Source organism: Pelotomaculum propionicicum (assembly GCF_004369225.1).
Taxonomy (GTDB): Bacteria; Bacillota; Desulfotomaculia; order Desulfotomaculales; family Pelotomaculaceae; genus Pelotomaculum_B; species Pelotomaculum_B propionicicum.
Window position 1 is genome coordinate 70,724 of the sequence record NZ_QFFZ01000006.1, and the last position, 21,504, is coordinate 92,227.

Genomic DNA, 21,504 nt, shown 5'->3' on the forward strand with positions numbered 1-21,504 from the left:
TTATTTTACCAGCGTCACCCGGCAGTTGGCCAGGTGGATCACTTTATGACTGACGCTCCCGATGGAAGCGCCCCGTAATTCACTAACGCCCCTGCTGCCCATAATTATATGATCGTAACCGCCCCGCTCGGCATACTGGATGATGACTGTGGCGGGGTCGCCTTTTTCAATGTACTTCTCTACTTTAAGGCCGTCATCCGAGAAAACAGCAGCTGTTTTTTTCATGATCTCACTACCTTTATCTTCCATGGCCTGGTCTATTTTCTCAAAGCCGCTGCTTTCAGGAACCACTACCAGTACTGACAGCTTCATATCCGCATTTGTTTTCATCAGCCTGGCCGCGTAGCCTGCAGCCTTTAACGAGTTATCAGAACCGTCACTTGGTAATAAGACCTTGCTTTTCAGCATAGATGTGTCCTCCGGGGTAATTGAATATTTGAAGCTTTCCTCCTGTTGCTGTCAGATAAAGTGAAACAACTACTAATATCATGTCAAAATCTTTATTGTAAATTCATTTTTAGAGTACTGAAACCATGGATCCCGGCCTAGCCGTTCTTTTGGGCAATCTGCTCCGCCAGGGCTATGATCCGCCTGGCACGGTTGGCAATCGGATACTCGATCATTTTACCGTCAACCTGAAAAACCGCCTGCCCCCTGGCTTCCTGCTCGTCAAATACATCTACAATCTTTTTCGCCCAGGCCATTTCTTCAGCAGTCGGTGTGAAAACCTCGTTCAAAGGCTCAATTTGTCCCGGGTGGATGGCCAGTTTGCCCTGGAATCCCATCTGCCGGACCGTCTTCGCATCCGCTACCAGTCCCTCGATATTCTTAAAATCAGGATAAACCGTGTCAATTGGCGGCTCAATGCCTGCTGCCCGTGAAGCCACGACCAGCTGAGACCTGGCGTGGAATATTTCTTCGCCGCCTTTGGAGAAAGTGGTGCCAATATCAAGGACATAGTCAACCCCACCGAAAAACATCCTGCTGACCCTGGGGCAGGCCGAGGCAATGGCATAAGCGTTGACTATCGCATTGGCGCTTTCAATAAAGGGAATCAATTCCATGCTGCCGGCGGGTATGCCGCGCTCTTTCTCTATCTTTTCCATAAGCCAGTCAACCTGGCGTATTTCCTCTGCCGACTCGGACTTGGCCAGGACCAGCCCCTTCACCCCTTCCGTTACCGCAGCCAGCAAATCAGTCAGAATAAAATCTGTTTGTGCGCTGTTGACCCTGATAAAAACATCACCTTTACGCGGCAGTGCCAGGGCTTCCTTTAGAGCATTCCGGGCATTTGCTTTCTCGCTGAGAGCCACCGCGTCTTCCAGGTCCAGTACTGTCCCGTCAGCGTTAAGGAGCAGGGCTTTGCCGACTTTGCGCAAGTCATTGGCAGGAGCAAACAGCATTGTGCGATAAATAGACACGAATATACCTCCTATCTACTCTTAAATTTTCTTACCAGGATATTCTACCCAGTTATGCCTTTTCCCTTTCTCGACTTTTATTCTTTACCATCCTTTTGTGGACAGCCCTTGCCTGTGAGTGTTATAATTAATTAGTAATATCTGGGAGGCGTTGTCATGGAAATAAAAGATAGTGATTTGGTTATCAATGCCGGAGAACAGGGCGCCATAAAAATATCTGAGGACGTTGTAACAATCATAGCCGGCCTGGCAGCTTCTGAAGTGGCCGGGGTAGCCGGCATGAGCGGCGGACTGGCCGGCGGCCTGGCCGAAAAACTCGGGCGAAAAAACCTGTCCAAAGGGGTAAAAGCTGAAGTTGGCGAGAAAGAAGCAACCATCGACATATTTATTATCGTGGATTACGGCGCTCATATCCAGGAAGTCGCACATCAGGTCCAAAAAAGTGTAAGAAGTGCCGTTGAAAGCATGACCGGTTTAAAGGTTTTACAGGTGAACGTCAATGTTCAGGGTGTGTCTTTTGGTTCCGAGAATAAAGATGAAGACGGGCGGGTCAAATAGCTAATGGATTTTCCGCGGATGATTAAAATAAGGCAAGTATTTCCCAGCCTTAGTTTAGCCAACTTAAAAGAAGAAATCAATAAATTACTGCTTGAATCAAAACTATCAAATAAATTAAACCCTGGCATGCGGGTTGGCATCACCGCGGGAAGCAGGGGGATCAGCAATATTGACCTGATTCTCAGAGAAATTGCAGCTTATATTAGACTGCTCGGCGCGACGCCCGTACTTATTGCGGCCATGGGCAGCCATGGCGGCGGAAGTCCCGCTGGACAAAGGTCCTTACTAGCTTCTCTGGGTATAACCGAAGAAACAATTGGCGCGGAACTGCTCTGCTCGGTCGACTGTACGGAAATCGGCAGGGCTTTTTATGGAGAAGTCTATTTAAACCGTGCAGCTCTTGACTGCCAGGCTATTATTGTGGTAAACAGGATCAAGCCGCATACCTCTTTTCATGGGGATCATGAGAGCGGCCTGATTAAAATGCTGGCTGTCGGCATGGGCGGCCCGGCCGGGGCGGCATCCCTGCACCGCTGTGAGCCGCACCTGCTTTCTAGAGCAGTGGCGGAGGGCGGGAAGTTGGTAATGGACGCCTGCCCTGTGGTACTGGGCATCGCTGTCCTGGAAGACGCGTACGAGCAGACCAGGAAATTAGCGGCGGTAGAGCCGGAGGACTTTTTTGCCGCAGAGCGAGACCTCCTGTGTGAAGCCCGCGGCTTTTTACCAGGATTGCCGGTAGAAAACATTGACATACTGGTTGTTGACCAGATCGGCAAAAATTTCAGCGGTACCGGCATGGATACCAATGTAATCGGACGTCTTAGAATCCAGGGCGTCCCCGAGCCTGACCGTCCCAAGATCAAGAGAATAGTTGTCCTTGACAGCGCTTCTGAGGCGCACGGGAACGCTTATGGCATCGGATTGGCCGATTTCACCACAGAGCGCCTGGCCGGCAAGCTGAACCGAAACTCCATCTATCTTAACGCACTTACCAGCACTTTTGTCCAGCGGGCCATGGTGCCGATGACACTTGCCAGCGACCGGGAGGCCTTGGCGGCGGCTTTAAAAAGCCTTGGCGCTATAAAGCCTGCGGAGGCAAGAATCATCCGCATCCATAATACCCTGCACCTGTCAGAAATGCTGGTTTCGGAGAATTTATATAGGGAAATTGCCGGTTCATCTTCAATAGAAAGGCTGGGACCACCCGAGGAATTGCTTTTCACACCGACAGGCGACCTAGTGCCTTTTTAATGATCTTCCGTTAAAAGCCTTACCACCGGCCGGTCCGCGTCAGCAAAATCATATTGTTTCAACTCATCTAATCTTACCCACTTAAAATTTTGGCAGGCCAGGGCTTTCGCGTCACCGTTCAGATAGCGGCACCAGTGGCAGTGCAAAATAACAGTTTTGTCATGGTAGTGATGTTCAACTACCGTTATTTTCTGCCCCACCTCTATGTTCAAATCGAGTTCTTCTTTGATCTCCCTTTTTAAACACCCGGCAACGTCTTCCTCAGGCTCTATCTTGCCTCCGGGGAACTCCCACTTCAAGCCCATATGCGCGCCTTCCGGCCTTTGAGCAATGAGTATCTCAGCATTTCTTTCAATTACTGCGGCGGCCACTCTTATTACTTCCATGAGTTACACCTGCTATTTCATGAATTATACCGCTTCAACTGGATTGAATATTCTGCCGGCAAATTAAAAGTCCTGCATAACAGCGCTAAAAGGATTTTTTATAAAATGACATTGTAATTAAGAATGTTCTTATTTAACGGCGAAAAAATAAAAGAAAGCCCGTAATCACGGGCTTTGGCAAGTGGTTTTGAGATTTAGGCAATCCTTTGCAGGGACAGGTGCGTGCTCATGGCCTGCTGGTACAACTGCAGATATTCCACACCAGAGCGCGCCCAGGAAAAATCCTGCTCCATGGCTCTCCTGATCAGGCTTTCCCACTGAGCAGGCTTTTCCCTGTATAATTCAACGGACCTTTTAATGGTACTGAGCAGTTCCCTGCCCGAGTAATCTGAGAATCCGAAGCCGTTGCCCGAGCCTGTATCCTGGTTGTAGTCACTGACAGTATCAGCAAGGCCGCCGGTCAACCTTACTATCGGAATAGTTCCATACCTGAGGCTGATCAACTGGCCCAGGCCGCAGGGTTCAAAACGTGAAGGCATCAGAAACATATCCGACCCGGCATATATCCGCTGGGCCAAAATTGCGTTGAAGCCCAGGTATAACCCCATCTTATCAGGGTAGCGGCTCCTTATTCTTTCAAACATGTTTTCGTAATACTTGTCACCGCTTCCCAGGACAACAAACTGCAGGTCTTCAGACATCATTTCATCAATGATTTCTGAGATTAAATCGAGCCCCTTCTGATCAACAAGACGTGAGATCAGGCCGATTAAAGGCACATCTTTAACAGGCAGGTTCATTTCCTTTTGCAAAGCGTATTTGTTTTCTTTCTTATTGCCGGTACTGGCACTGTCAAAGTTGCGGTGAATACGCGGGTCGGTTTTAGGGTTAAACTCATGGTAGTTGATCCCGTTGACAATCCCGTAAAGGTCCTTGGAGCGCTTTCTAAGCAACCCGTCCATTCTTTCGCCAAGCTCAGGGCGCTGTATTTCAGAGGCATATGTCCTGCTGACTGTGTTAATCACATCCGAATAAACAATACCAGCTTTTATGAAGCTGATCATACCGTAAAATTCAAGTCTTTCCGGGTGGAAAAACTCTTCACCGAGGCCGAGGACACGCAGGACATCTTTGGGGTAATTACCTTGATATTGGAGATTATGAATGGTGAAAACCGTAGCTATGCGGTTATAAAACTGATCCTGCCTGTAGTGTGTCTTCAGGAACAATGGTATAGGACCGCTCTGCCAGTCATTGCAGTGGATTACATCGGGCTGCCAGTCCAACTTCGGCAGCATCTCCAGTACCGCCCGGCAGAAGAAAGTAAAACGCTCCGCCTCATCCTCGTACATATACATCCGGTCACGGTAAAAATAATGGTGGTTATCTACTAAATACACGGGTATAGTTTTGCGCTCACCCTGGTATTGAGACTCTATGGAGGCTTCTCTGATTATGGCGGTTTCATTGCGGTTTTTAAATGGAACGGGAAAGTCCATTCTGTAAACCCCGGCCTCAATTTGCTGGTAGCGAGGCATGGCAATTCTGACATCATTGCCCATATTATCATTGCCAACCACTGCCAGCGCTTTTGGCAGTGAACCGGCAACGTCAGCCAATCCGCCTGTTTTAGCGAATGGAACGACTTCTGAAGAAACTACTAATATTTTTAGTGGCCGATCAAACATAATGTCGCACCTCTTTCATATACTCATCCCTGATTGGATACACTTCCTCAGTTTCTCTAAGGGCCTGGGCGGCAATTTCAGGCGGTGTGGGGTTGATGAAATACCCTGTGCCAAGTTCAAAACCAGCCATTAAGGTCAAGCGCGGCATTATTTCCAGGTGCCAGTGGAAATGTGTCTCATTTTGCATATTTACAGGACTGGAATGCAGCACCATATTATAAGGCACATTTTTAATCATATGAGAGAGCTTACTCAAAGTTCTCTTCATGACCGAGGCCAAATCCTTCACCTGCGCCTCCCTGATTTGTGCGAAGTCGTACTGGTGCTCTTTAGGGACTATCCAGGTTTCAAAGGGAAACCGCGAGGCAAAAGGGCTGAAACTCATGAAATGATTCCCCTCAATAACCAGTCTGTCCTGTTCAGCTCTCTCCTGCCTGAGCATGTCACACATAACACAGGAACCATAACGGTTGGCGTAATCCTTCATGCCTTTAATTTCCTGTTTTATATCAGCTGGAACAAGAGGGGTGGCAATTAATTGTGAATGGGTATGCTCCAGGGAAGCGCCTCCGGCAGAACCGTAATTTTTAAAAATTTGGATGTATTTTAGCCTGGTATCCTTTCTTAAATCAAGGGAACGGTCCCGCCAAATCCAGATTATCTCCTCAACTTGCTTGTCGCTTTGCATATTCATGCCGCTGATATGACTGTTAGACTCGACAATCACCTCGTGCGCGCCCACACCATTCATGTAATCATATACACCACGGTGCTGCTGGACTGCTTCACCTTCGATCTGGAGCGCGGGGAACTTGTTGGGAACTACTCTTACCCACCACCCCGGTGTGTCTCTGGCAGTACCGGGCTCCCGGTAAGCTATAATTTCAGGAGGAGTTTTCATTTCACTTCCCTCACACAGCGGGCAGTCCTGAGATTTTTTTTCTTCAATAATTTCCTTATAATCCATGGGACGTTTGCCTCTCTCGGTGGCGATAATTACCCACCTGTCAACTATAGGATCCTTTCTCCATTCAGGCATTATTTTACCTCCTGCTGATAATTCCTAGTGCTATTACCATAATATGTTGCCTGTGGCTTCTAGTGCAGGAACGCTTTTTACTTATAATGATAGTTCCGCAATAGTGGTTTTTTTATGCGCCGGGGAGTTTTCTTTTGCTGATAATTTTGGTTTCAAGAAGGAAAAAGTCAAATCTGATCGAATAATTTTACAATTGCATGAAATATGTGTTAAAAGAGGTGCTTTTTGTGGGTAATGAAATGATTAGTATCAAAGGGACAAAGAACGGGTTGGTAATAGTACTGGACCCAAACCATAACTTTGAAGATATTAGAAAGACCTTACTTAATAAAATGGAGTCTTCCAGAGGCTTTTTTAAAGGCGCTAAATTCTCTATTTTCCAGGGCAGTCAGGGCATCCCGGACAATCAAAAAAATGAGCTGGAAGATATCTGCCGCCAATTTGGCCTGGTGCTGAATAAAGATAGTCATACAGCCCATATCAAAGAGCCGACAAAATCTCCAAGCAGGTCTCCCCGTATAGCGCCTCAGACCAATAACGGGGAAGCCGCCCTGATGGTCAAACGGTCGCTGCGTTCAGGCCAGCGCATCGTCTACCCGAAGCATATTGTTGTGCTGGGCGACGTCCATCCCGGTGCTGAAATAGTATCAGGCGGCAGTATATTGATTATGGGAAGCTGCCGCGGCACTGTCCATGCCGGTGCGCATGGTGACCGCACAGCTAAGATTGTTGCCCGCAGGCTGGAACCAATTTCCTTGAGCATTGCAGATGCAAGGCATCAGCCCGACCGCACCGGTGCAAACGCTGAACACTGCCAGGCCGCCAGGCTATCTGGAACGAGAATAATTTTTGAAAAATTTCAACCCGGCCGGTAAAAAAAGGCAATAGCTAACAAAAATCACCCTGGTCTCTGAAGAACACCAGGGTGAAATAATTTTTGGTTTATACTTTATAAACCTGCCTGCCTTTTCAAATAGTAATATGCCAGTATGCCGGCTGTTGACTTGGCGTCACAGATCTCACCCTTTGCAATCATATCCAGAACCTTTTCAAAACTCACCGGCTCCACATCAATAAACTCATCATCATCAAGGTTCTGATTTTTTAGTGTTAAGTCCGAAGCTGTAAATACTTCAATTTTTTCATTGGTAAAGCCTGGTGTTGTATAAAAGGTGATTAACGGTTCTATTTTTTTTGCTTCATACCCGGTTTCCTCCAGTAATTCCCGCCCTGCTGAAGCGGCATAATCTTCTCCCGGTTCTACTTTGCCGGCCGGCAGTTCCAGCAAGGTTTGGCCGACAGCATATCTAAACTGCCTGACCAGGAGCAATTCATCTTTTTCATTAACGGCGACAATAGCCACAGCGCCAGCGTATTCCACCACCTCACGGGTGCTGGTATGGCCGTCCTGCAAGGCAACCGTATCAACCCTCAGGTTGATAATTCTGCCCTCATACACTCTTTTTGTGGACAGCATTTTTTCTTTTTCTCCGGACAGTTCGCATCACTCCCTAAATAATATCTTGCCACCCGTGCAAAGTTAATTATCAGTAATTATTAACAAAATAATGTATTCTCTCTGTAAAAATATTGTCCTGCCTTAGAAACAAATCCTCATATGTTTTCCGTCTAATAGTTGTTATCTGTAAACCTTTAATTTTTTACCTCCTGACAGGTATAAATAATTGAATTAGGGTAATATTTCATAAAAAAGTATATTCGAGGTGATTATGATGAGCATCATGCGTTGGGATCCTCTGGGAGAAATCAGCAGTCTCAGAAACCAGATGAACAGGTTCTTTGATCAAACTTTCAGGAAAAGCATTGTTAGTGGGTCTGAATCGTTTGGCCCGCGAGTAGATCTTTTTCAAACCGATGCAGAGGTTGTAGCCACAGCCGAAATTCCCGGGGTTGCTTCCAAGGACGACATCGAAGTATCTGTAACGCAGGATTCCCTCAGCCTGCGCGGTGTTTTAAAAAGGTCCCATGACATCGACGAAGAAAACTATTTCCATTCCGAGCGGTATTTTGGCTCCTTCAGCCGCACCCTGCCGCTCCCCGCTGAGGTAAAACCCGAAGAAACAAAAGCTGTTTATCAAAATGGCCTGCTGGAAATACGGATGCCCAAATCAGAGAAAGGTCTCAAAAACTCATACCGTATCCCGATCCAGTAACCACAGTATAATCCTAACGACCCTTTCCACAAGGGTCTTTTTTGTTCTGTTTTTTTAGAGGAATTTCCAGTACAGGCATAGAATTTTATCCATAAAACAGTAAGCCTGCATAACCTTGAGCTTTTGCCTGTATAGTAAACTATATTCATTCCTTGAGAGGGGGCACCGGTTTGGCGGTTAAAGTCGGCATCCCCAGCGCTTTGCTGTATTATACATACTACCCGTTGTGGCGGGCCTTCTTTAATGAAATCGGCGTTCAGGTGGTTACTTCCGGCAGGACCACCAAAAACATTCTGGACAAAGGTGTACGGGAGGCGCTCGCCGACGCTTGTGTGCCTATAAAGCTTTTTTTTGGACATGTCATGGAGATAAAGGACCAGGTTGACTACCTTTACATTCCAAGAGTTGTTTGTCTTAACGGAAAAACGATATATTGCCCGAAATTCCTCGGCCTGCCTGATATGATCCGCCACTCTTTAAGCAACATCCCGCCGGTGATAGACGTGCGCATGGATACCCGTCAGGGGCGCTTCTCTCTTATTAAAGCCTACCAGGAACTGGGCGCCCGTTTCGGAGCAAGTAAAAATTCCACACTTCTGGCCTACTGTAAAGCAAGGTTAGTTTTAATCCGCTATATGTCACTGCTGAGAAAAGGTCTCACCCCCGCAGAAGCATTATCACTGCTGGACAAACCTGGGCAAAGTAAGATTGCCGCCCCGCCCAAAACTAATCTCAGGTTTGCAGTAGTAGGCTATCCCTATGCCATATATGACAGCTTTATCAGCGTTAATTTGCTGGGGAAATTGAGGAAGCTGGGTGTTAGTGTCCTGACCGCAGACAACATAAATCCTTTTTTGCTCACTTTACAGAATAATTGTCACCTGCCCAAGCGTTTGTTCTGGACATTCAGCGACATTGCCCTGAAGGCTGCACATTTTGTGTTCAGGCATGGCCGGGTTGACGGGGTCCTCCATTTAACAGCTTTTGGCTGTGGCCCTGACTCCCTGGTTAATAAACTAATAGAATTGGAATCAAAAAAACACCGTGAAATTCCTTTTATGACCCTGATGATTGATGAACACACAGGGGAGGCTGGTATGGCTACCCGCCTGGAAGCCTTTGTGGACATGGTCAGGCGCAGGAAGGAGGCCCGGTTATGCAAAAGCTGACATTTCCAAGGATGGGCGAGTCCTGGCGGACATTCAAAATGCTTCTGGAAGATCTGGGCAACGAAGTGGTAGTCCCGCCCAGGCCCAGTAAACGCACCCTTGACCTGGGAGTGCGTTACTCACCGGAGTTCGCCTGTTTTCCCCTGAAAATATTAACAGGAACTTATCTTGAGGCTATTGAAATGGGCGCCGACACTATCGTCACCTCAGGCGGCATAGGTCCCTGCAGGGCTGGTGAATACGCCATGCTCCACCATAAAATACTGGCAGACCTGGGTCATAATATAAAAATGGTTGTTTTTGAGCCGCCACGCTTTTACCCTTTTAATTTCATCAAAAATGTTTACATCTTAAACCGGGCGCGACATTCAATAAGAGGAATTATCGCGCTGATTAAGAAAGCCTGGCGCAAACTGCAGGCACTGGATAATGCAGAAAAACTTAGCCATGTAATTAGGCCGAGGGAGCTTATTACCGGCACAACCACCCGGGTCTATCGCAAGGGCCTGGAGTGGATAGATCAGGCCTATACCAACGAACAGATAATCGACGCGGAAACAGCGGCTCTGGAAGCGCTGCGCAATGTGCCGCAAAACCCTGAGGCGGAAGTCTTAAGGGTTGGCATTGTCGGTGAGATATATGTCCTTCTGGAACCGGCAAGCAACCTGGAAATTGAAGAAACTCTTGGCAACCTAGGCGTCGAGGTAGAGAGATCAATGTTTTTAACCGGTTGGACCAGGGACAATACCTGGACCGAGACAACTGAGGGAATGACTGTTAAAGCCGCGGCAGAACCTTACCTGCCGGAACTGGTGGGAGGCCACGGCCGTGATTCTATAGGCAACACTATTCTCTGTGCCAAGCGTGGCTTTGATGGTATGATCCAGTTGGCTCCGTTTACCTGTATTCCTGAAATTGTCGCGCGTACTATTTTACCTAAGGTAAGCAGGGATTACGATATACCGGTCCTTACTTTTTTTCTTGATGAACAAACCGGTAAGGCCGGTATGACAACTCGTCTGGAAGCTTTTGTTGATTTAATGAGGAGAAAGAAACATTTCCGGCAGGGAAATGGATTATTAACAGGTTAATGACAGGAAGGTTTGGACATGAAGGCTTATTTAGGAATTGACGTTGGCTCGGTTAGTATCAATATTGTGGTCCTCAACGAGGCCGGAGAAGTCATAACCGGCCTTTACCTTCGCACCAAAGGAAGGCCTATTGAGGTTATCCAGGAAGGTTTGAAACAGACTGCGGAGTCGATTCCGCCAGATGTGAAAATAGCAGGCGTGGGGAGCACGGGCAGCGGGCGTTATCTGGCAGGGATAATGGTTGGAGCTGATGTGATCAAGAATGAAATAACAGCCCATGCCGTGGCTGCCTCAATGGTGATTCCCGACGTCCAGACAGTTTTTGAAATAGGCGGCCAGGACTCCAAGATCATTATCATGCGGCACGGGATTGTCACGGACTTCGCCATGAATACCGTATGCGCCGCCGGCACAGGTTCTTTTCTCGACCAGCAGGCATCACGTCTGAATATACCCATATCCCAGTTCGGCGAATTGGCGCTCAAGTCAACTTCCCAGGTGAGGATTGCGGGACGCTGCACGGTATTTGCGGAGTCGGACATGATCCATAAACAGCAAATGGGACACCAGATCCCGGACATCATTAACGGTCTCTGTGAGGCTCTGGTGAGGAATTACCTTAACAATGTGGGAAAAGGTAAAGAAATACTTCCTCCGATCGCCTTTCAGGGAGGTGTAGCGGCTAACGTCGGCATTAAAGCAGCTTTTGAAAAAGCATTGGGATTTCCTATAATAATACCAAAATATTTTAATGTCATGGGCGCCATTGGTGCTGCTCAGATAGCCTGTGAAGAAGTGTCCAGAAAAGGTGAAACCAGCTTTAAAGGCTTCCAGATCACCAATCTGCCTTACCGGACCGGTAGTTTTGAATGCGACGGCTGTTCCAATGTCTGTGAAGTGGTAGAGATTTTTGAGGGAGAAAAAGTTATCGGCCGCTGGGGCTCACGTTGTTCCAAATGGGATATAACAGGAGAAAACAAGTGAACCTCCTCCGGGACAAGCCCGAAGGCTTCTCCACGAAGGTTTCTCATTTCAACGAAAGCTGCCCTGCCAAAGCAAGGTCTTACGCTCTCTCGTGAGCTACAGGGCCTTGGCCCTGGCCCGGTCCATGGGCATCTACTACTTCACCATGCGGCTACGTAGATACGTGCTTACTTGAAAGCACCAGTCTCTTTTGGGAATCAGTTTTACGCAGCAGCCCATTTGACCTGCTGCAAACCCATACTGATTATCAAAGAGCACAGGAATATTATACCATGGGAACGTCTGTTTGTAAAGACACTTATCGCCCTAAACGGGCGAAGTTCTATAAAAAATGATCATGGCGTAAAAGAAGGTTTAGTGCACGTGTACCCCGGCAGCGGCAAAGGCAAGACCACGGCGGCGCTTGGCCTGGCCCTGCGCGCCATTGGTCATGGCTATAAAGGAAATCTAATAAATTAACAACCACAGGACCCGTTTTTTTCGCTTTTGTTGAACTTTTCCGGTGGTACAGCCGATATTTCATTTAAAGAACGCAAAGCGTAATCTACTTCTTCTGTTTTATTAAAATAAGAAAAACTAAACCGTACCAGTTTCTGATCAAATGTGCCCAGTGTCCGGTGAGCGTCCGGCGCGCAATGAAGCCCCGCGCGGCAGGCTATGTTGTATTGTTTATCCAGGACTGTGCCAACCTTGCCGGTTGCTTTTCCTGCCAGGCTGAATGAAACCACCGGCGCCCGTGCATAAATCTGCTCAGGACCGTAAATACTCAGCCCCTTTATTTTTTCAGCGCCTTTAAGAAAACGTTGAGTTAACTCCATTTCATGCTGTCTTATCTTCTCCGCACCTTCACTCCTAATAAACTTCAGCCCTGCCGCCAGGCCAGCTATCCCAACAGCATTTAACGTACCGCTTTCATAACGCTCAGGCATTATGTCCGGCTGGCCCGGGACATCGGACATGCTGCCGGTGCCACCTTCTTTTAACGGGGTTAGTTCCAAGCCTTCCGCTATGTACAGGCCTCCTGTGCCTGTGGGGCCATAAAGACCTTTGTGCCCAGGAAAAGCAAGCAGGTCTATTTTCATAAAAGGCACATTAATATTAAATACCCCTGCTGTTTGGGCGGCGTCAACAACAAAGCGAAGGCCCTTTTTCCTGGCGAGCTGCCCTATTTCCGCTATCGGCATTAATGTCCCGGTTACATTTGAGGCGTGTGTAATCACTATGGCCTTGGTATTAGGCCTGATTGCTTTTTCAATGTCCTCTATTTTAATAGTGCCGTCCCTGGCGCAGGAAACCTTGCTTACCTCAATTCCCTTACCCTGCAGGACATACAAGGGACGAGTCACTGAATTATGCTCCATAGAACTGGTGACAACATGATCACCTGGCTTGAGCAGTCCCTTGATCGCCAGGTTTAGAGCCTCAGTGGCATTTACAGTAAATACAATCCGGTCCGGGTTGGTTATGTTGAAAAGAGTGGCAAGCAGTTCCCGCGCCTCATCAACCAGCCTGCCCGCCATTAAAGCCATCTGGTGTCCTGACCTGCCTGGGTTGGCCCCGGCGTTTCTGATGCAACTTTCCATGGCCTGCCATACAACAGCGGGTTTTGGCCAGGTTGTGGCTGCACTGTCAAAATAAATCAAAGTCCCTCCCCCTTCTTTAGCCGCAAGTAACTTATATTTTGTTTGATTTGATTTATTTTATGCCAGGGCTGTTACCTAATTAGTTCATGACTTCGCAAGGAAAAATAAGACTTTAGGTTGTACTGAGTCAACCCTTAATTATTTCTTTAGTTTTTCATCTGTCATAATATATCTTTTACCAATTATGCTTATTACAAAATATTCTTTTCCAAATAAAAGGTTACTTTTTCCAAGTAATGCTTTGAGTATGTTAACCATCTATATTTGTAACCAATAATACCTAATTGAATAGGCTAGAAAATGGAAGAAAAAAAAGAGGTGATCTTATGGCCAATCAGCTTCTGCAAAATAATGGATTTGAAAATGATCTTAACGGCTACATCATCCAAGGATCAATCACAACAAATAGTGATTTTGCTTGTAGTGGTGAGAAGTCTGCGCTGCTGCTGGCAACTACAACAGATATTGCCGAGATGTCGCAAGTGGTTTTTTTCATTTCCCCTGGATCTCAGGTGGTATTTTCATTTTATGCCAGAAAATATCTCAGCAAAAATGTAGTAAATGCATCAAATTTTAGAGTTGAAGTTAATTTTATCAACTTTATCGGCACAGTCATTTCACCTGGTATAGTCATTAAAGGCAGGGGCCGTGACATTAACGAAAACGTGTGGAAACGTTATAACGGATTCGCTGTGGTGCCTCCTGGCACTATTGCGGCACAAGTGGTCGTGCGCCTGGAACCGCCTGCAGATGGGACCAGCGGCTTACTTATTGACGACCTGGAGTTGTTATCTGAAGTAATGCCTGCACCGCCGTCTACGGCAGCTTTCCCAGTGCAGCCTGGAATTCCGATGTTTCCCAATATACCGTTTACATCTCCAGTATCTCCGTTACCGCAGGGAATTTCGGCACTCCCGGGTTTTCCGTTTGCGCCTCCGTCACCAATTCCGGTATCCGCTGCGCAGAATCAAAACCCCCTTATTCCCGTCCCGCCTTTTGTAAATCCAGTGCTTCCGGGATTACCTTTCCCGAACTTGCCATTTCCTGGGGCATCCCCCCCCAACCCACTATTTCCGGTAGCGCCATCTGCCAATCAGGCATTTCTAGAATCATCTTTCTTGAATCCGGTAGCTCCAGGAACACCTCCTGTGAATACGTTCTTTTCAGACTTGCCTTTTAACTTGTTGCCGCCAGCTCCGGCTTCCCCGGCACACCAGGAATATCCAGCGTTTCCTGGTTCGCTCCTTGCAAACCTGCCGATACCGTTATTAAGCTTGTTGTACCCTGGCTCACCCTTTGTAAACCTGCTTTTTCAAGGTGCCCCTTTTAACATAACACCAGAGGCAAGTACCGTGATAAAGAAAGAAGATTAAGGCTCCCACTCTATCGAAAATCTGCTAGAAGCGAGATCCATGGCAAAACGTGAATTGAAAAGACCGGGATGTTCAAGTAAGCTAAACCCTTCTTCGAACCTAAGAAGGGCTTTTTTTATAATTCGTCCAAAATTAAATTGAATAGTCATGCACTTAATTACCATATTAGGCATTATATAGTATTAGAGGAGGTTATCTGTTTGACACAATCAGAAACGGTAAGGGTGGTACGATATCAGTTTGGGGAAAAGCATGGCTATGACCTAGTAATTACGGATAACCAGGCTACCGTACAGGATTACCTGAATGCACTAAACCGTGCCATTGAACAGTCATTGTTTAGCTGCTACAGAAAAAACGCCTTGCCGGTTTGCGCGGGTTGCGGCGCTTGCTGCGTTGATACGGTCTCGCTTACCCGGATAGATATATTGAACCTGCGGGAACACCTGAGAGTCAACCAGGAAACCCTGCAGCAATTTCTGGAAAGGGGAGGTTATATCCAGCCTGGTTGGCGGTGGGTGGACTTCACGCTGCGCAAGGGAGAGGATGGACTGTGTGTTTTTCAGGACCGGGAGAGCCGGCTGTGCTCCATCCACCCTGCCAGGCCTCTGGTGTGCCGGCTTTACACCGGCTGCCCATGTACCAGGCGGGCGGACAAGGTAAGAAATTGTATCGTTAGAATGGCGAAACATGACCTGGTAAGCAAGTGGTTAACCCAGGATGCGGAAAAGGGAGTTACTACCGCTTTTCACGAAGGGTGCCAGCCAAGACCAAAGCCCAACGCTTTTTCGGGCAAAAAAAATTACCGCCAGGTTCTATTAAAGGATTTATTGCCGCCCGAATTATGGAGGCAGATCTATGTTAAGGGGTAAACGGCTTCGTCCTGTGTTCCTTTACCAGCAGCGGTAAAACTTAAAAATAATTTTCCGGACATGCACTAAATTAAGTAATGTTACTATATAGTAATAGTGGCAATTAATACCATATTTAGGCTTTCCTTCTTGGGAAGTAGGGGGGTTGGGATAAAAGCCATTTTACAGGTGGGAAACCTTTTCGGTTAAAAATTTATTCATGAAAACAAGAAAGGATGATTTCAATGCCACAACTTTTAGTAAATCCGGGGTTTGAAACGGGATTGCTCGCACCCTGGACATCTACGGGTATTGTAAACGTTTTAACCGCGCCGCCTGACGCCGCCCACACCGGAACTAAATCGGTAGAGTTGGATTCAGACACAACCGGCGCATCAATCAGCCAGATCGTCTTCTTCCCTATTTTACCGGGATCTTCATTAAGGCTCTCATTTTTTTTGAGAAGAGACGCGGGATTTTCAACGGACATAACCGCCACCGTAACTAATTTTGGTATCCCCGTCCTAACCATTTCTATCCCGGCGGCTTCTAATCCAGAGGAGGAAGAAAATGAATGGGCATATTATGAGGGATACAGCAGCCCCCTCCCCTTCGGGGCTCCTTTCGGTGTCACGGTAACTGTTAGCATCGCCGGTGTTCCGAAAGGTGACGCCCAAGTAGTTTTTGACGATATATTCCTTTTCCCTTTCTTTTAAACTCTCCAGCGACCATTTAACATCCCAAGTATTAAGTTTTAGTGCAGTAAAGAACCCCTCTGCCTGTCAATAGTAGAGGGGTTAATAACATTTGTGAAACTAACTCTTTATTTGTTTCTTTTACTTCCTTTGGAACCCTTAGATCTTTTGGAACCCTTATGACCCGGAGAAACATTAGAACCCCTGTGATCCCTATAACCTCTAGAGCCCTTGGAGCCCTTGGAACCTCTGGAGCCTTTGGAACCTCTGGAGCCCTTGGAACCTCTGGAGCCCTTGGAACCTCTGGAGCCCCTGGAGCCTTTGGAATCCCTAGAACCCTTAGAACCCTTGGAACCAGGGTCTCTACTGTCACAACTTTTGTTCTGAGGGTTACTCTTCATAAACATTTCTTTTAATTCCGGACTTACTTTTTGGAGCAATTCTCTCAGCTCTTCCCTATTCATATCGCGCATTACCACCACTCCTTTAAATATAAAAATTTCAAGGTTCAATTCATAATATGGATTATTTTAGGAGCCGTGCTAATATATGAAAAATATTTTATTCCTAAAATGCGGCAACGGATAATGCAGGTAGCACAGGTACATTTAGGTAATTAGAAAAAAATATCAAGAAGTATTCACTTATAGGTAACATCCCATTTAGTACCTCTATAACATATAATTGATAGTTCTTAGAAAGAGGGTACCCTGTTATGAGTGCCAGTAAAAATGACCTCCCAGAATATTCCTTATATATTAATCCACGTGACCTCCGGCAACTTCGAAGTGATATATGGAATAATGAGCATGTACCCGCAAAGCTAAGAGTAAGCAAATCTTCATATAACATTCAAATTGCCTATCGAGGGGCCCTTACCCGCGAATTAGTAAAAAAATCCTACCATGTAATATTTTCAAAACCTAGTTTTTTTATGGGTGCAAGGGAAATTCATTTAAATGCGGAATATCTGGATCCTTCTTTACTTCGTAATAAACTAGCCCTTGACTTCTTCGTAAGTCTAGGCATATTAAGCCCGGAATCAAAATATGTCTTGTTAAGAATAAACGGGGCTATTATGGGTGTTTACCTGCAGTTGGAGTCAGTGGATGACCTTTTTTTAAAGAAGAGGGGGCTGCCGGCTGGGGCTATTTTTTACGCACATAATGACGATGCCAATTATTCCTTACTCTCACCCGATAATGATGATGTAAAAGAGTCTCTTTTGTCTGGATATATGAGGAAGTTTGGTGATGCACAAGATGATCAATATCTTTTTCAATTAATTTATAAGATTAATACAGTCCCACGCTCAGAATTCGCGAAAGAGATTGTTAAGCATGTACATATAGAAAAATATTTGCGATGGCTGGCAGGTGTGGTCTGCACGCAAAACTACGACGGTTTTATCCAGAATTATGCTTTGTATAGAAATTCCGCTACCGGTTTGTTTGAAATTATCCCATGGGACTATGATGGAACCTGGGGGCGCAATTGTCACGGAAATATTATGGAGAATAGTGATGTCCCAATCCAGGGATATAACACACTAACGGCCCGTATACTCGATGTGCCGCAATTTAGAAATTTTTACCGGGGATTGCTGGAGAAAGTTCTCGAATCTCTTTTTACTGTAGATTTTCTCAAACCTATTATCACATCTCTTTATAAGATGCTTCGTCCTTACATATTACTTGATCCCTATAAACAGAAAGACATGGTTATTTTTGATTCAGAACCAGAATTTATTATTCGTTTTATTGCTGAGCGGAACAGCTACTTGAGGGAGCACTTATCAGACTTAGAATAAATTTGAAAAAACTGTTTTCCCATTCTTTTGTCCAATGAGTAAAGGGTTAGCGCTCTGCTGCTTTAAAGACAAGGAGGATAAGAAATGCCTGAAATACTTAAAGTAGAAAGAATACTTGAATATTCTAAATTCCCCTTTAACTGGTATGGTATAGAAGTATCATTAGATGACGTTAAACTTGGTATACAAAAAGGGGTAGTTGAAGTATACGAGCGCTTCCCAGATCGTACAATAGAACGATTAAAGGACTTAAAAACAAAGGTGTGGCACATTGGAAGAATTATATATTTTGTAAATCATCCGGAGAAAATACTTCCTATTGGCATTAAAAGCCATATAATATCTGATGGTTCATTAATTCCCTGGATATATGATGGAAATCATCGTTTTATGGCCGCAGTAGTTAGAGGAGATGAAATTATTCATGGTTTTTATAGAGGGTCCACAGAATTACTCAATTATCTCAAAGGCGTAACCAGCGTTAAACCATAACCACTTCAATAATTTATTAATTCATAGAACTACTACTTCCCTTCCTGGTCCATTTCACAACAGGGTATTTTTCAGTGTCATTATTTTGACAACTTAATTTTTTATCACACGGATCAAAAACGGATTAAAGTCAATATCTATAATTACAATACGTATTAGTCGGTCTTTAGATCACCTTGGGCTTTAACGGTGGTATAGGCAAGTGGACGCCTCACCGACTCTGGAGCCACGCCTGCTTTTAAGGCGTTCATCAGTCCAACAACCTCAAGATAGTTCTCCACTATAAAAAGTTTACCAGATGTAAAAGGCAGTTCCTCCAGCTTATTTTGCATCAAGTTTTTGTTTTCTTTTACAGCAATAACAGGTATGCCTTGTTCCAGGGCGGCAAGGGTTGGCAGGCCAACGCACCCGTATGGTATAACCAGGCAAGATATATCTGCTGCGGTCAGTATCCCGGAATGTCCGTATATTAAAGAATTAATAATTCTCGGGCTTCTATGTAATCCTTTCAAAACACAGTGAAGGTTAGTGATGGAAATGAGTTCTGCTGATTTTCTAGGATCGACTACTCCGAGATCAAGTTCATATTCCATGGAAGTCATCATAGGTGAGTGAGCTGAAGGGATATCAAATAGCATGGAGATAGCATGAGTGAGCATCGCCTCAACCCCGCCCCAAGGGTTAACTATATTAATGTCGTCCAGAAAATAATCATTACAAAAATCGGGAGGCACATCTATAATCGTAGATATGGCAACAGCATCATATTGAGAGCGATACTTCTCCAATATTTCACAGAGGTATTCAAGATACTTAATTTGACCAACCGCTCTTCCTGAACTTGAATATAATGATTGCATCAGAATTTTTTTGCCCATTCTTACAACAAGCGGGCAATTAAGCCCTAAAGCTGCTCTTGCGGCTGATGCGGAATTTACTGCTGCCTCATGAAAATAACTCTCTTCGTGTTCATCTATTACCAGCATCACACGATTAGAATAAACTTTTTGGATGCTGGCAGTTCCCATCAATAAGCGAGTTATTACACTGCCTTCGACGTATAGGGCATTTTCCGGCATTTCATTAATATCTGAAGCATTAACTACATTAGGATGCGTTATCAAACTATCGGAAGAAGCAGCTAAAAGCCTGGCTACTGCGCCTCCATCACCGGAATGACCACCTATCTCAGCCCCAATTCCTGTAGGTATGAGTAACACGGTGTTAAATTGATCGGTATTCTCATAACTTCTAATATTGTAATCAAAAATTGAGTTCTTAGGAGGAGATACCAATTTTTTTTCACTGTTAAGTACTCCCAATTCACAGTGGTAGCCTTGGTTGTCAATGTTAGTAATTACAAACCGGACAGGGATTTCTTCCGAATCCAGTTCTTTTAAGACCATCTCAGATAAATATTTTAACAAATTACTATGGTTATTAATCAGTGGAATTACAAAATTTCTTTCATTCAATAACATTATTCTTCACCTCATACCTTGATAAAAAGTCATCATAAGTAAATCTCCGTCTAAGCACTAATTTGTTTGTTAATGTATATGCATATATAGAAGGCAGATTAATACCATTAAACATACTTGCTTTAACCAATGTATAAGCACCCACGCCTTTAAAAATAATCCTTGCTCCAATTATTAATGGTTGATCGAATCTATATTCGCCAAATATATCCCCGGCCAAGCATGAAGCCCCTGCCAATATATACTTGTATTTCCCGTTGCATGCATCTCCAATAATGTCAGTTTTGTACTGGTATTCAAAAACTTCCGGCATGTGATTCACCGTAGTGTCAAGTATGGCTATATTGCGATGATCACTTTTAAATAAATCAATAACAGATGATACTATATACCCTGCGTCTCCGATAATTCCCCTGCCAGGTTCAAAATAAATATCCAACTCATATTTACTTTTTAAACATGAGATAGTTTCAGCTAAAGCTCCTATATTTTCGGATTCGTCAAATAAATACCCTCCACCAAAATTAATCCAGCTAATTTTTTTTAAAGCTTTAGGCAAATATTTATCAATATGATTTACTGTTTCTAATAGATCATTAAAGTCAGTCGATTCGCAATTATTATGAAAAAGAAAACCACTTATTTTTTTAATGAAATTAATATCATTAAGCTCATGTACCATTTCAGTAAGAGGAACCCCAAGTTTTGAGTGAATTCGGCAAGGGTTATACCTGTCATCCTCAACGAAAGATAACTGCGGGTTTATTCTTAACCCCTGTTTGATGCCAGACCTTAGTCTGTTATGATATAACTTCCACTGTGATATAGAATTGAAACTGATGTAGTCACAAAGTTCAGAAACATTTTCTATTTCATCAGGACACAAACCAGGTGTAGTTATATGAATTACGTTATGATTTTTTATCACCTCATTTGCAAGCATCGCTTCGAAAAGAGAACTTACGGAAAAACCACTAATTAATGGTGCCATTAAACGCAATATATCAATAAACGCACATGGTTTTAATGGATATAAAATGTTACAGTTTTGGATTTTTCGTATATTACTCAGTTTTCTCTGAATTTCATTTTCATCATAAATAAATGCTGGAGTAGATATTGAATTACTACCGCATACCTGTTGTATTTTTGAAGAGTTATGGGACAAGTTATCAACCTCCTTAGTTATTATCAGTCCATGTCTCTTTAATATATATAGTATTCTATTAAGAAGAGATGGGAATGGTTACCACAATGATATAATAATTCCATATCCTGTGGAAACAAAAATGGTACCGGGTACCCGGTACCTAAAACTATTGATCTATAACCAGTGCAGATAGCTCTAAGTCATTAGTAAAAAGCACAGCGATTTAATATATTTATAAGAGTCGCTGT

The 21,504-nt window shown here is 44.8% G+C and carries 23 protein-coding genes; 13 read left to right on the forward strand and 10 right to left on the reverse strand.

Annotated elements, in window-relative coordinates; genetic code table 11:
* A complete protein-coding gene (locus Pmgp_RS04395) occupies nt 1-408 on the reverse strand; it encodes a universal stress protein (protein WP_134212756.1) in 408 nt (135 codons plus the stop codon).
* A gap of 137 nt (nt 409-545) precedes the next feature.
* The gene (locus tag Pmgp_RS04400; RefSeq protein ID WP_134212757.1) at nt 546-1,421 is read right to left on the reverse strand and encodes an HpcH/HpaI aldolase/citrate lyase family protein; all 876 of its coding nucleotides are present in this window, start codon (nt 1,419-1,421) and stop codon (nt 546-548) included.
* Nucleotides 1,422-1,577: 156 nt separating this feature from the next.
* Here Pmgp_RS04400 and Pmgp_RS04405 point away from each other — a divergent pair, with 156 nt between their 5' ends.
* The gene (locus Pmgp_RS04405; RefSeq protein ID WP_134212758.1) at nt 1,578-1,979 is read left to right on the forward strand and encodes an Asp23/Gls24 family envelope stress response protein; all 402 of its coding nucleotides are present in this window, start codon (nt 1,578-1,580) and stop codon (nt 1,977-1,979) included.
* Between the two features lie 3 nt (nt 1,980-1,982).
* Entirely contained in the window at nt 1,983-3,230 is a 1,248-nt protein-coding gene (locus tag Pmgp_RS04410; protein WP_134212759.1) for a nickel pincer cofactor-dependent isomerase, group 22, read from the forward strand.
* Here Pmgp_RS04410 and mutT read toward each other — a convergent pair.
* From mutT to galT, 3 genes are all read right to left on the reverse strand, one after another.
* On the reverse strand, nt 3,227-3,616 hold the full coding sequence (gene mutT / locus Pmgp_RS04415) for an 8-oxo-dGTP diphosphatase MutT (RefSeq protein ID WP_134212760.1): 390 nt from the start codon (nt 3,614-3,616) through the stop codon (nt 3,227-3,229). The genes Pmgp_RS04410 and mutT overlap by 4 nt on opposite strands.
* Before the next feature lie 194 nt (nt 3,617-3,810).
* A complete protein-coding gene (gene glgA / locus Pmgp_RS04420; RefSeq protein WP_134212761.1) occupies nt 3,811-5,304 on the reverse strand; it encodes a glycogen synthase GlgA in 1,494 nt (497 codons plus the stop codon).
* Nucleotides 5,297-6,343 (reverse strand): galactose-1-phosphate uridylyltransferase, encoded by a 1,047-nt coding sequence (gene galT, locus Pmgp_RS04425; protein WP_134212762.1) that lies wholly within the window; start codon nt 6,341-6,343, stop codon nt 5,297-5,299. Before galT ends, glgA begins: the two co-directional genes overlap by 8 nt.
* A gap of 227 nt (nt 6,344-6,570) precedes the next feature.
* Between galT and minC the strand changes: the two genes are divergently transcribed.
* Nucleotides 6,571-7,218: a septum site-determining protein MinC gene (minC, locus tag Pmgp_RS04430; protein WP_192902782.1), complete on the forward strand. Its 648-nt coding sequence runs from the start codon at nt 6,571-6,573 to the stop codon at nt 7,216-7,218.
* A gap of 74 nt (nt 7,219-7,292) precedes the next feature.
* Here minC and Pmgp_RS04435 read toward each other — a convergent pair whose 3' ends face one another.
* The gene (locus Pmgp_RS04435) at nt 7,293-7,820 is read right to left on the reverse strand and encodes an NUDIX hydrolase (RefSeq protein ID WP_134212764.1); all 528 of its coding nucleotides are present in this window, start codon (nt 7,818-7,820) and stop codon (nt 7,293-7,295) included.
* A gap of 253 nt (nt 7,821-8,073) precedes the next feature.
* Between Pmgp_RS04435 and Pmgp_RS04440 the strand changes: the two genes are divergently transcribed.
* The 5 genes from Pmgp_RS04440 (at nt 8,074) to Pmgp_RS20805 (ending at nt 12,220) form a co-directional block, all read left to right on the forward strand.
* Nucleotides 8,074-8,517, forward strand: a complete 444-nt coding sequence (locus Pmgp_RS04440) for an Hsp20/alpha crystallin family protein (RefSeq protein WP_243119726.1) — start codon at nt 8,074-8,076, stop codon at nt 8,515-8,517.
* A gap of 170 nt (nt 8,518-8,687) precedes the next feature.
* Nucleotides 8,688-9,686 (forward strand): acyl-CoA dehydratase activase-related protein, encoded by a 999-nt coding sequence (locus Pmgp_RS04445; RefSeq protein WP_134212766.1) that lies wholly within the window; start codon nt 8,688-8,690, stop codon nt 9,684-9,686.
* On the forward strand, nt 9,674-10,777 hold the full coding sequence (locus Pmgp_RS04450; protein ID WP_134212767.1) for an acyl-CoA dehydratase activase-related protein: 1,104 nt from the start codon (nt 9,674-9,676) through the stop codon (nt 10,775-10,777). The genes Pmgp_RS04445 and Pmgp_RS04450 overlap by 13 nt, the downstream gene beginning before the upstream one ends.
* A gap of 18 nt (nt 10,778-10,795) precedes the next feature.
* Nucleotides 10,796-11,761, forward strand: coding sequence for an acyl-CoA dehydratase activase (locus Pmgp_RS04455; RefSeq protein ID WP_134212768.1), 966 nt, complete (start codon nt 10,796-10,798; stop codon nt 11,759-11,761).
* 219 nt (nt 11,762-11,980) lie between these two features.
* The gene (locus tag Pmgp_RS20805) at nt 11,981-12,220 is read left to right on the forward strand and encodes a cob(I)yrinic acid a,c-diamide adenosyltransferase (protein ID WP_427910010.1); all 240 of its coding nucleotides are present in this window, start codon (nt 11,981-11,983) and stop codon (nt 12,218-12,220) included.
* Here the strand turns inward: Pmgp_RS20805 and Pmgp_RS04465 are convergent.
* Entirely contained in the window at nt 12,217-13,404 is a 1,188-nt protein-coding gene (locus tag Pmgp_RS04465; RefSeq protein ID WP_134212769.1) for an aminotransferase class V-fold PLP-dependent enzyme, read from the reverse strand. The genes Pmgp_RS20805 and Pmgp_RS04465 overlap by 4 nt on opposite strands.
* Nucleotides 13,405-13,730: 326 nt before the next feature.
* Between Pmgp_RS04465 and Pmgp_RS04470 the strand changes: the two genes are divergently transcribed.
* From Pmgp_RS04470 to Pmgp_RS04480, 3 genes are all read left to right on the forward strand, one after another.
* Complete coding sequence (locus tag Pmgp_RS04470) at nt 13,731-14,777, forward strand: hypothetical protein (protein ID WP_134212770.1); 1,047 nt, start codon at nt 13,731-13,733, stop codon at nt 14,775-14,777.
* A 200-nt stretch (nt 14,778-14,977) separates the two neighbouring features.
* Nucleotides 14,978-15,649 (forward strand): YkgJ family cysteine cluster protein, encoded by a 672-nt coding sequence (locus tag Pmgp_RS04475; RefSeq protein ID WP_192902783.1) that lies wholly within the window; start codon nt 14,978-14,980, stop codon nt 15,647-15,649.
* A 224-nt stretch (nt 15,650-15,873) separates the two neighbouring features.
* Nucleotides 15,874-16,344, forward strand: coding sequence for a hypothetical protein (locus Pmgp_RS04480; RefSeq protein WP_134212772.1), 471 nt, complete (start codon nt 15,874-15,876; stop codon nt 16,342-16,344).
* 31 nt (nt 16,345-16,375) lie between these two features.
* Here Pmgp_RS04480 and Pmgp_RS20515 read toward each other — a convergent pair whose 3' ends face one another.
* Nucleotides 16,376-16,696: a hypothetical protein gene (locus tag Pmgp_RS20515; protein ID WP_282432873.1), complete on the reverse strand. Its 321-nt coding sequence runs from the start codon at nt 16,694-16,696 to the stop codon at nt 16,376-16,378.
* A gap of 342 nt (nt 16,697-17,038) precedes the next feature.
* Here Pmgp_RS20515 and Pmgp_RS04490 point away from each other — a divergent pair, with 342 nt between their 5' ends.
* Nucleotides 17,039-18,133: a CotH kinase family protein gene (locus tag Pmgp_RS04490; protein WP_134212774.1), complete on the forward strand. Its 1,095-nt coding sequence runs from the start codon at nt 17,039-17,041 to the stop codon at nt 18,131-18,133.
* Nucleotides 18,134-18,217: 84 nt separating this feature from the next.
* Nucleotides 18,218-18,625 carry a hypothetical protein gene (locus tag Pmgp_RS04495; protein ID WP_134212775.1) on the forward strand — a complete coding sequence of 136 codons (408 nt, stop codon included), beginning with the start codon at nt 18,218-18,220 and terminating at the stop codon, nt 18,623-18,625.
* A gap of 155 nt (nt 18,626-18,780) precedes the next feature.
* Here Pmgp_RS04495 and Pmgp_RS04500 read toward each other — a convergent pair whose 3' ends face one another.
* The gene (locus Pmgp_RS04500; RefSeq protein ID WP_134212776.1) at nt 18,781-20,106 is read right to left on the reverse strand and encodes a DUF3326 domain-containing protein; all 1,326 of its coding nucleotides are present in this window, start codon (nt 20,104-20,106) and stop codon (nt 18,781-18,783) included.
* Nucleotides 20,093-21,274 carry a type III PLP-dependent enzyme domain-containing protein gene (locus tag Pmgp_RS04505; RefSeq protein WP_134212777.1) on the reverse strand — a complete coding sequence of 394 codons (1,182 nt, stop codon included), beginning with the start codon at nt 21,272-21,274 and terminating at the stop codon, nt 20,093-20,095. The genes Pmgp_RS04500 and Pmgp_RS04505 overlap by 14 nt, the downstream gene beginning before the upstream one ends.
* Nucleotides 21,275-21,504 lie beyond the last annotated feature (230 nt).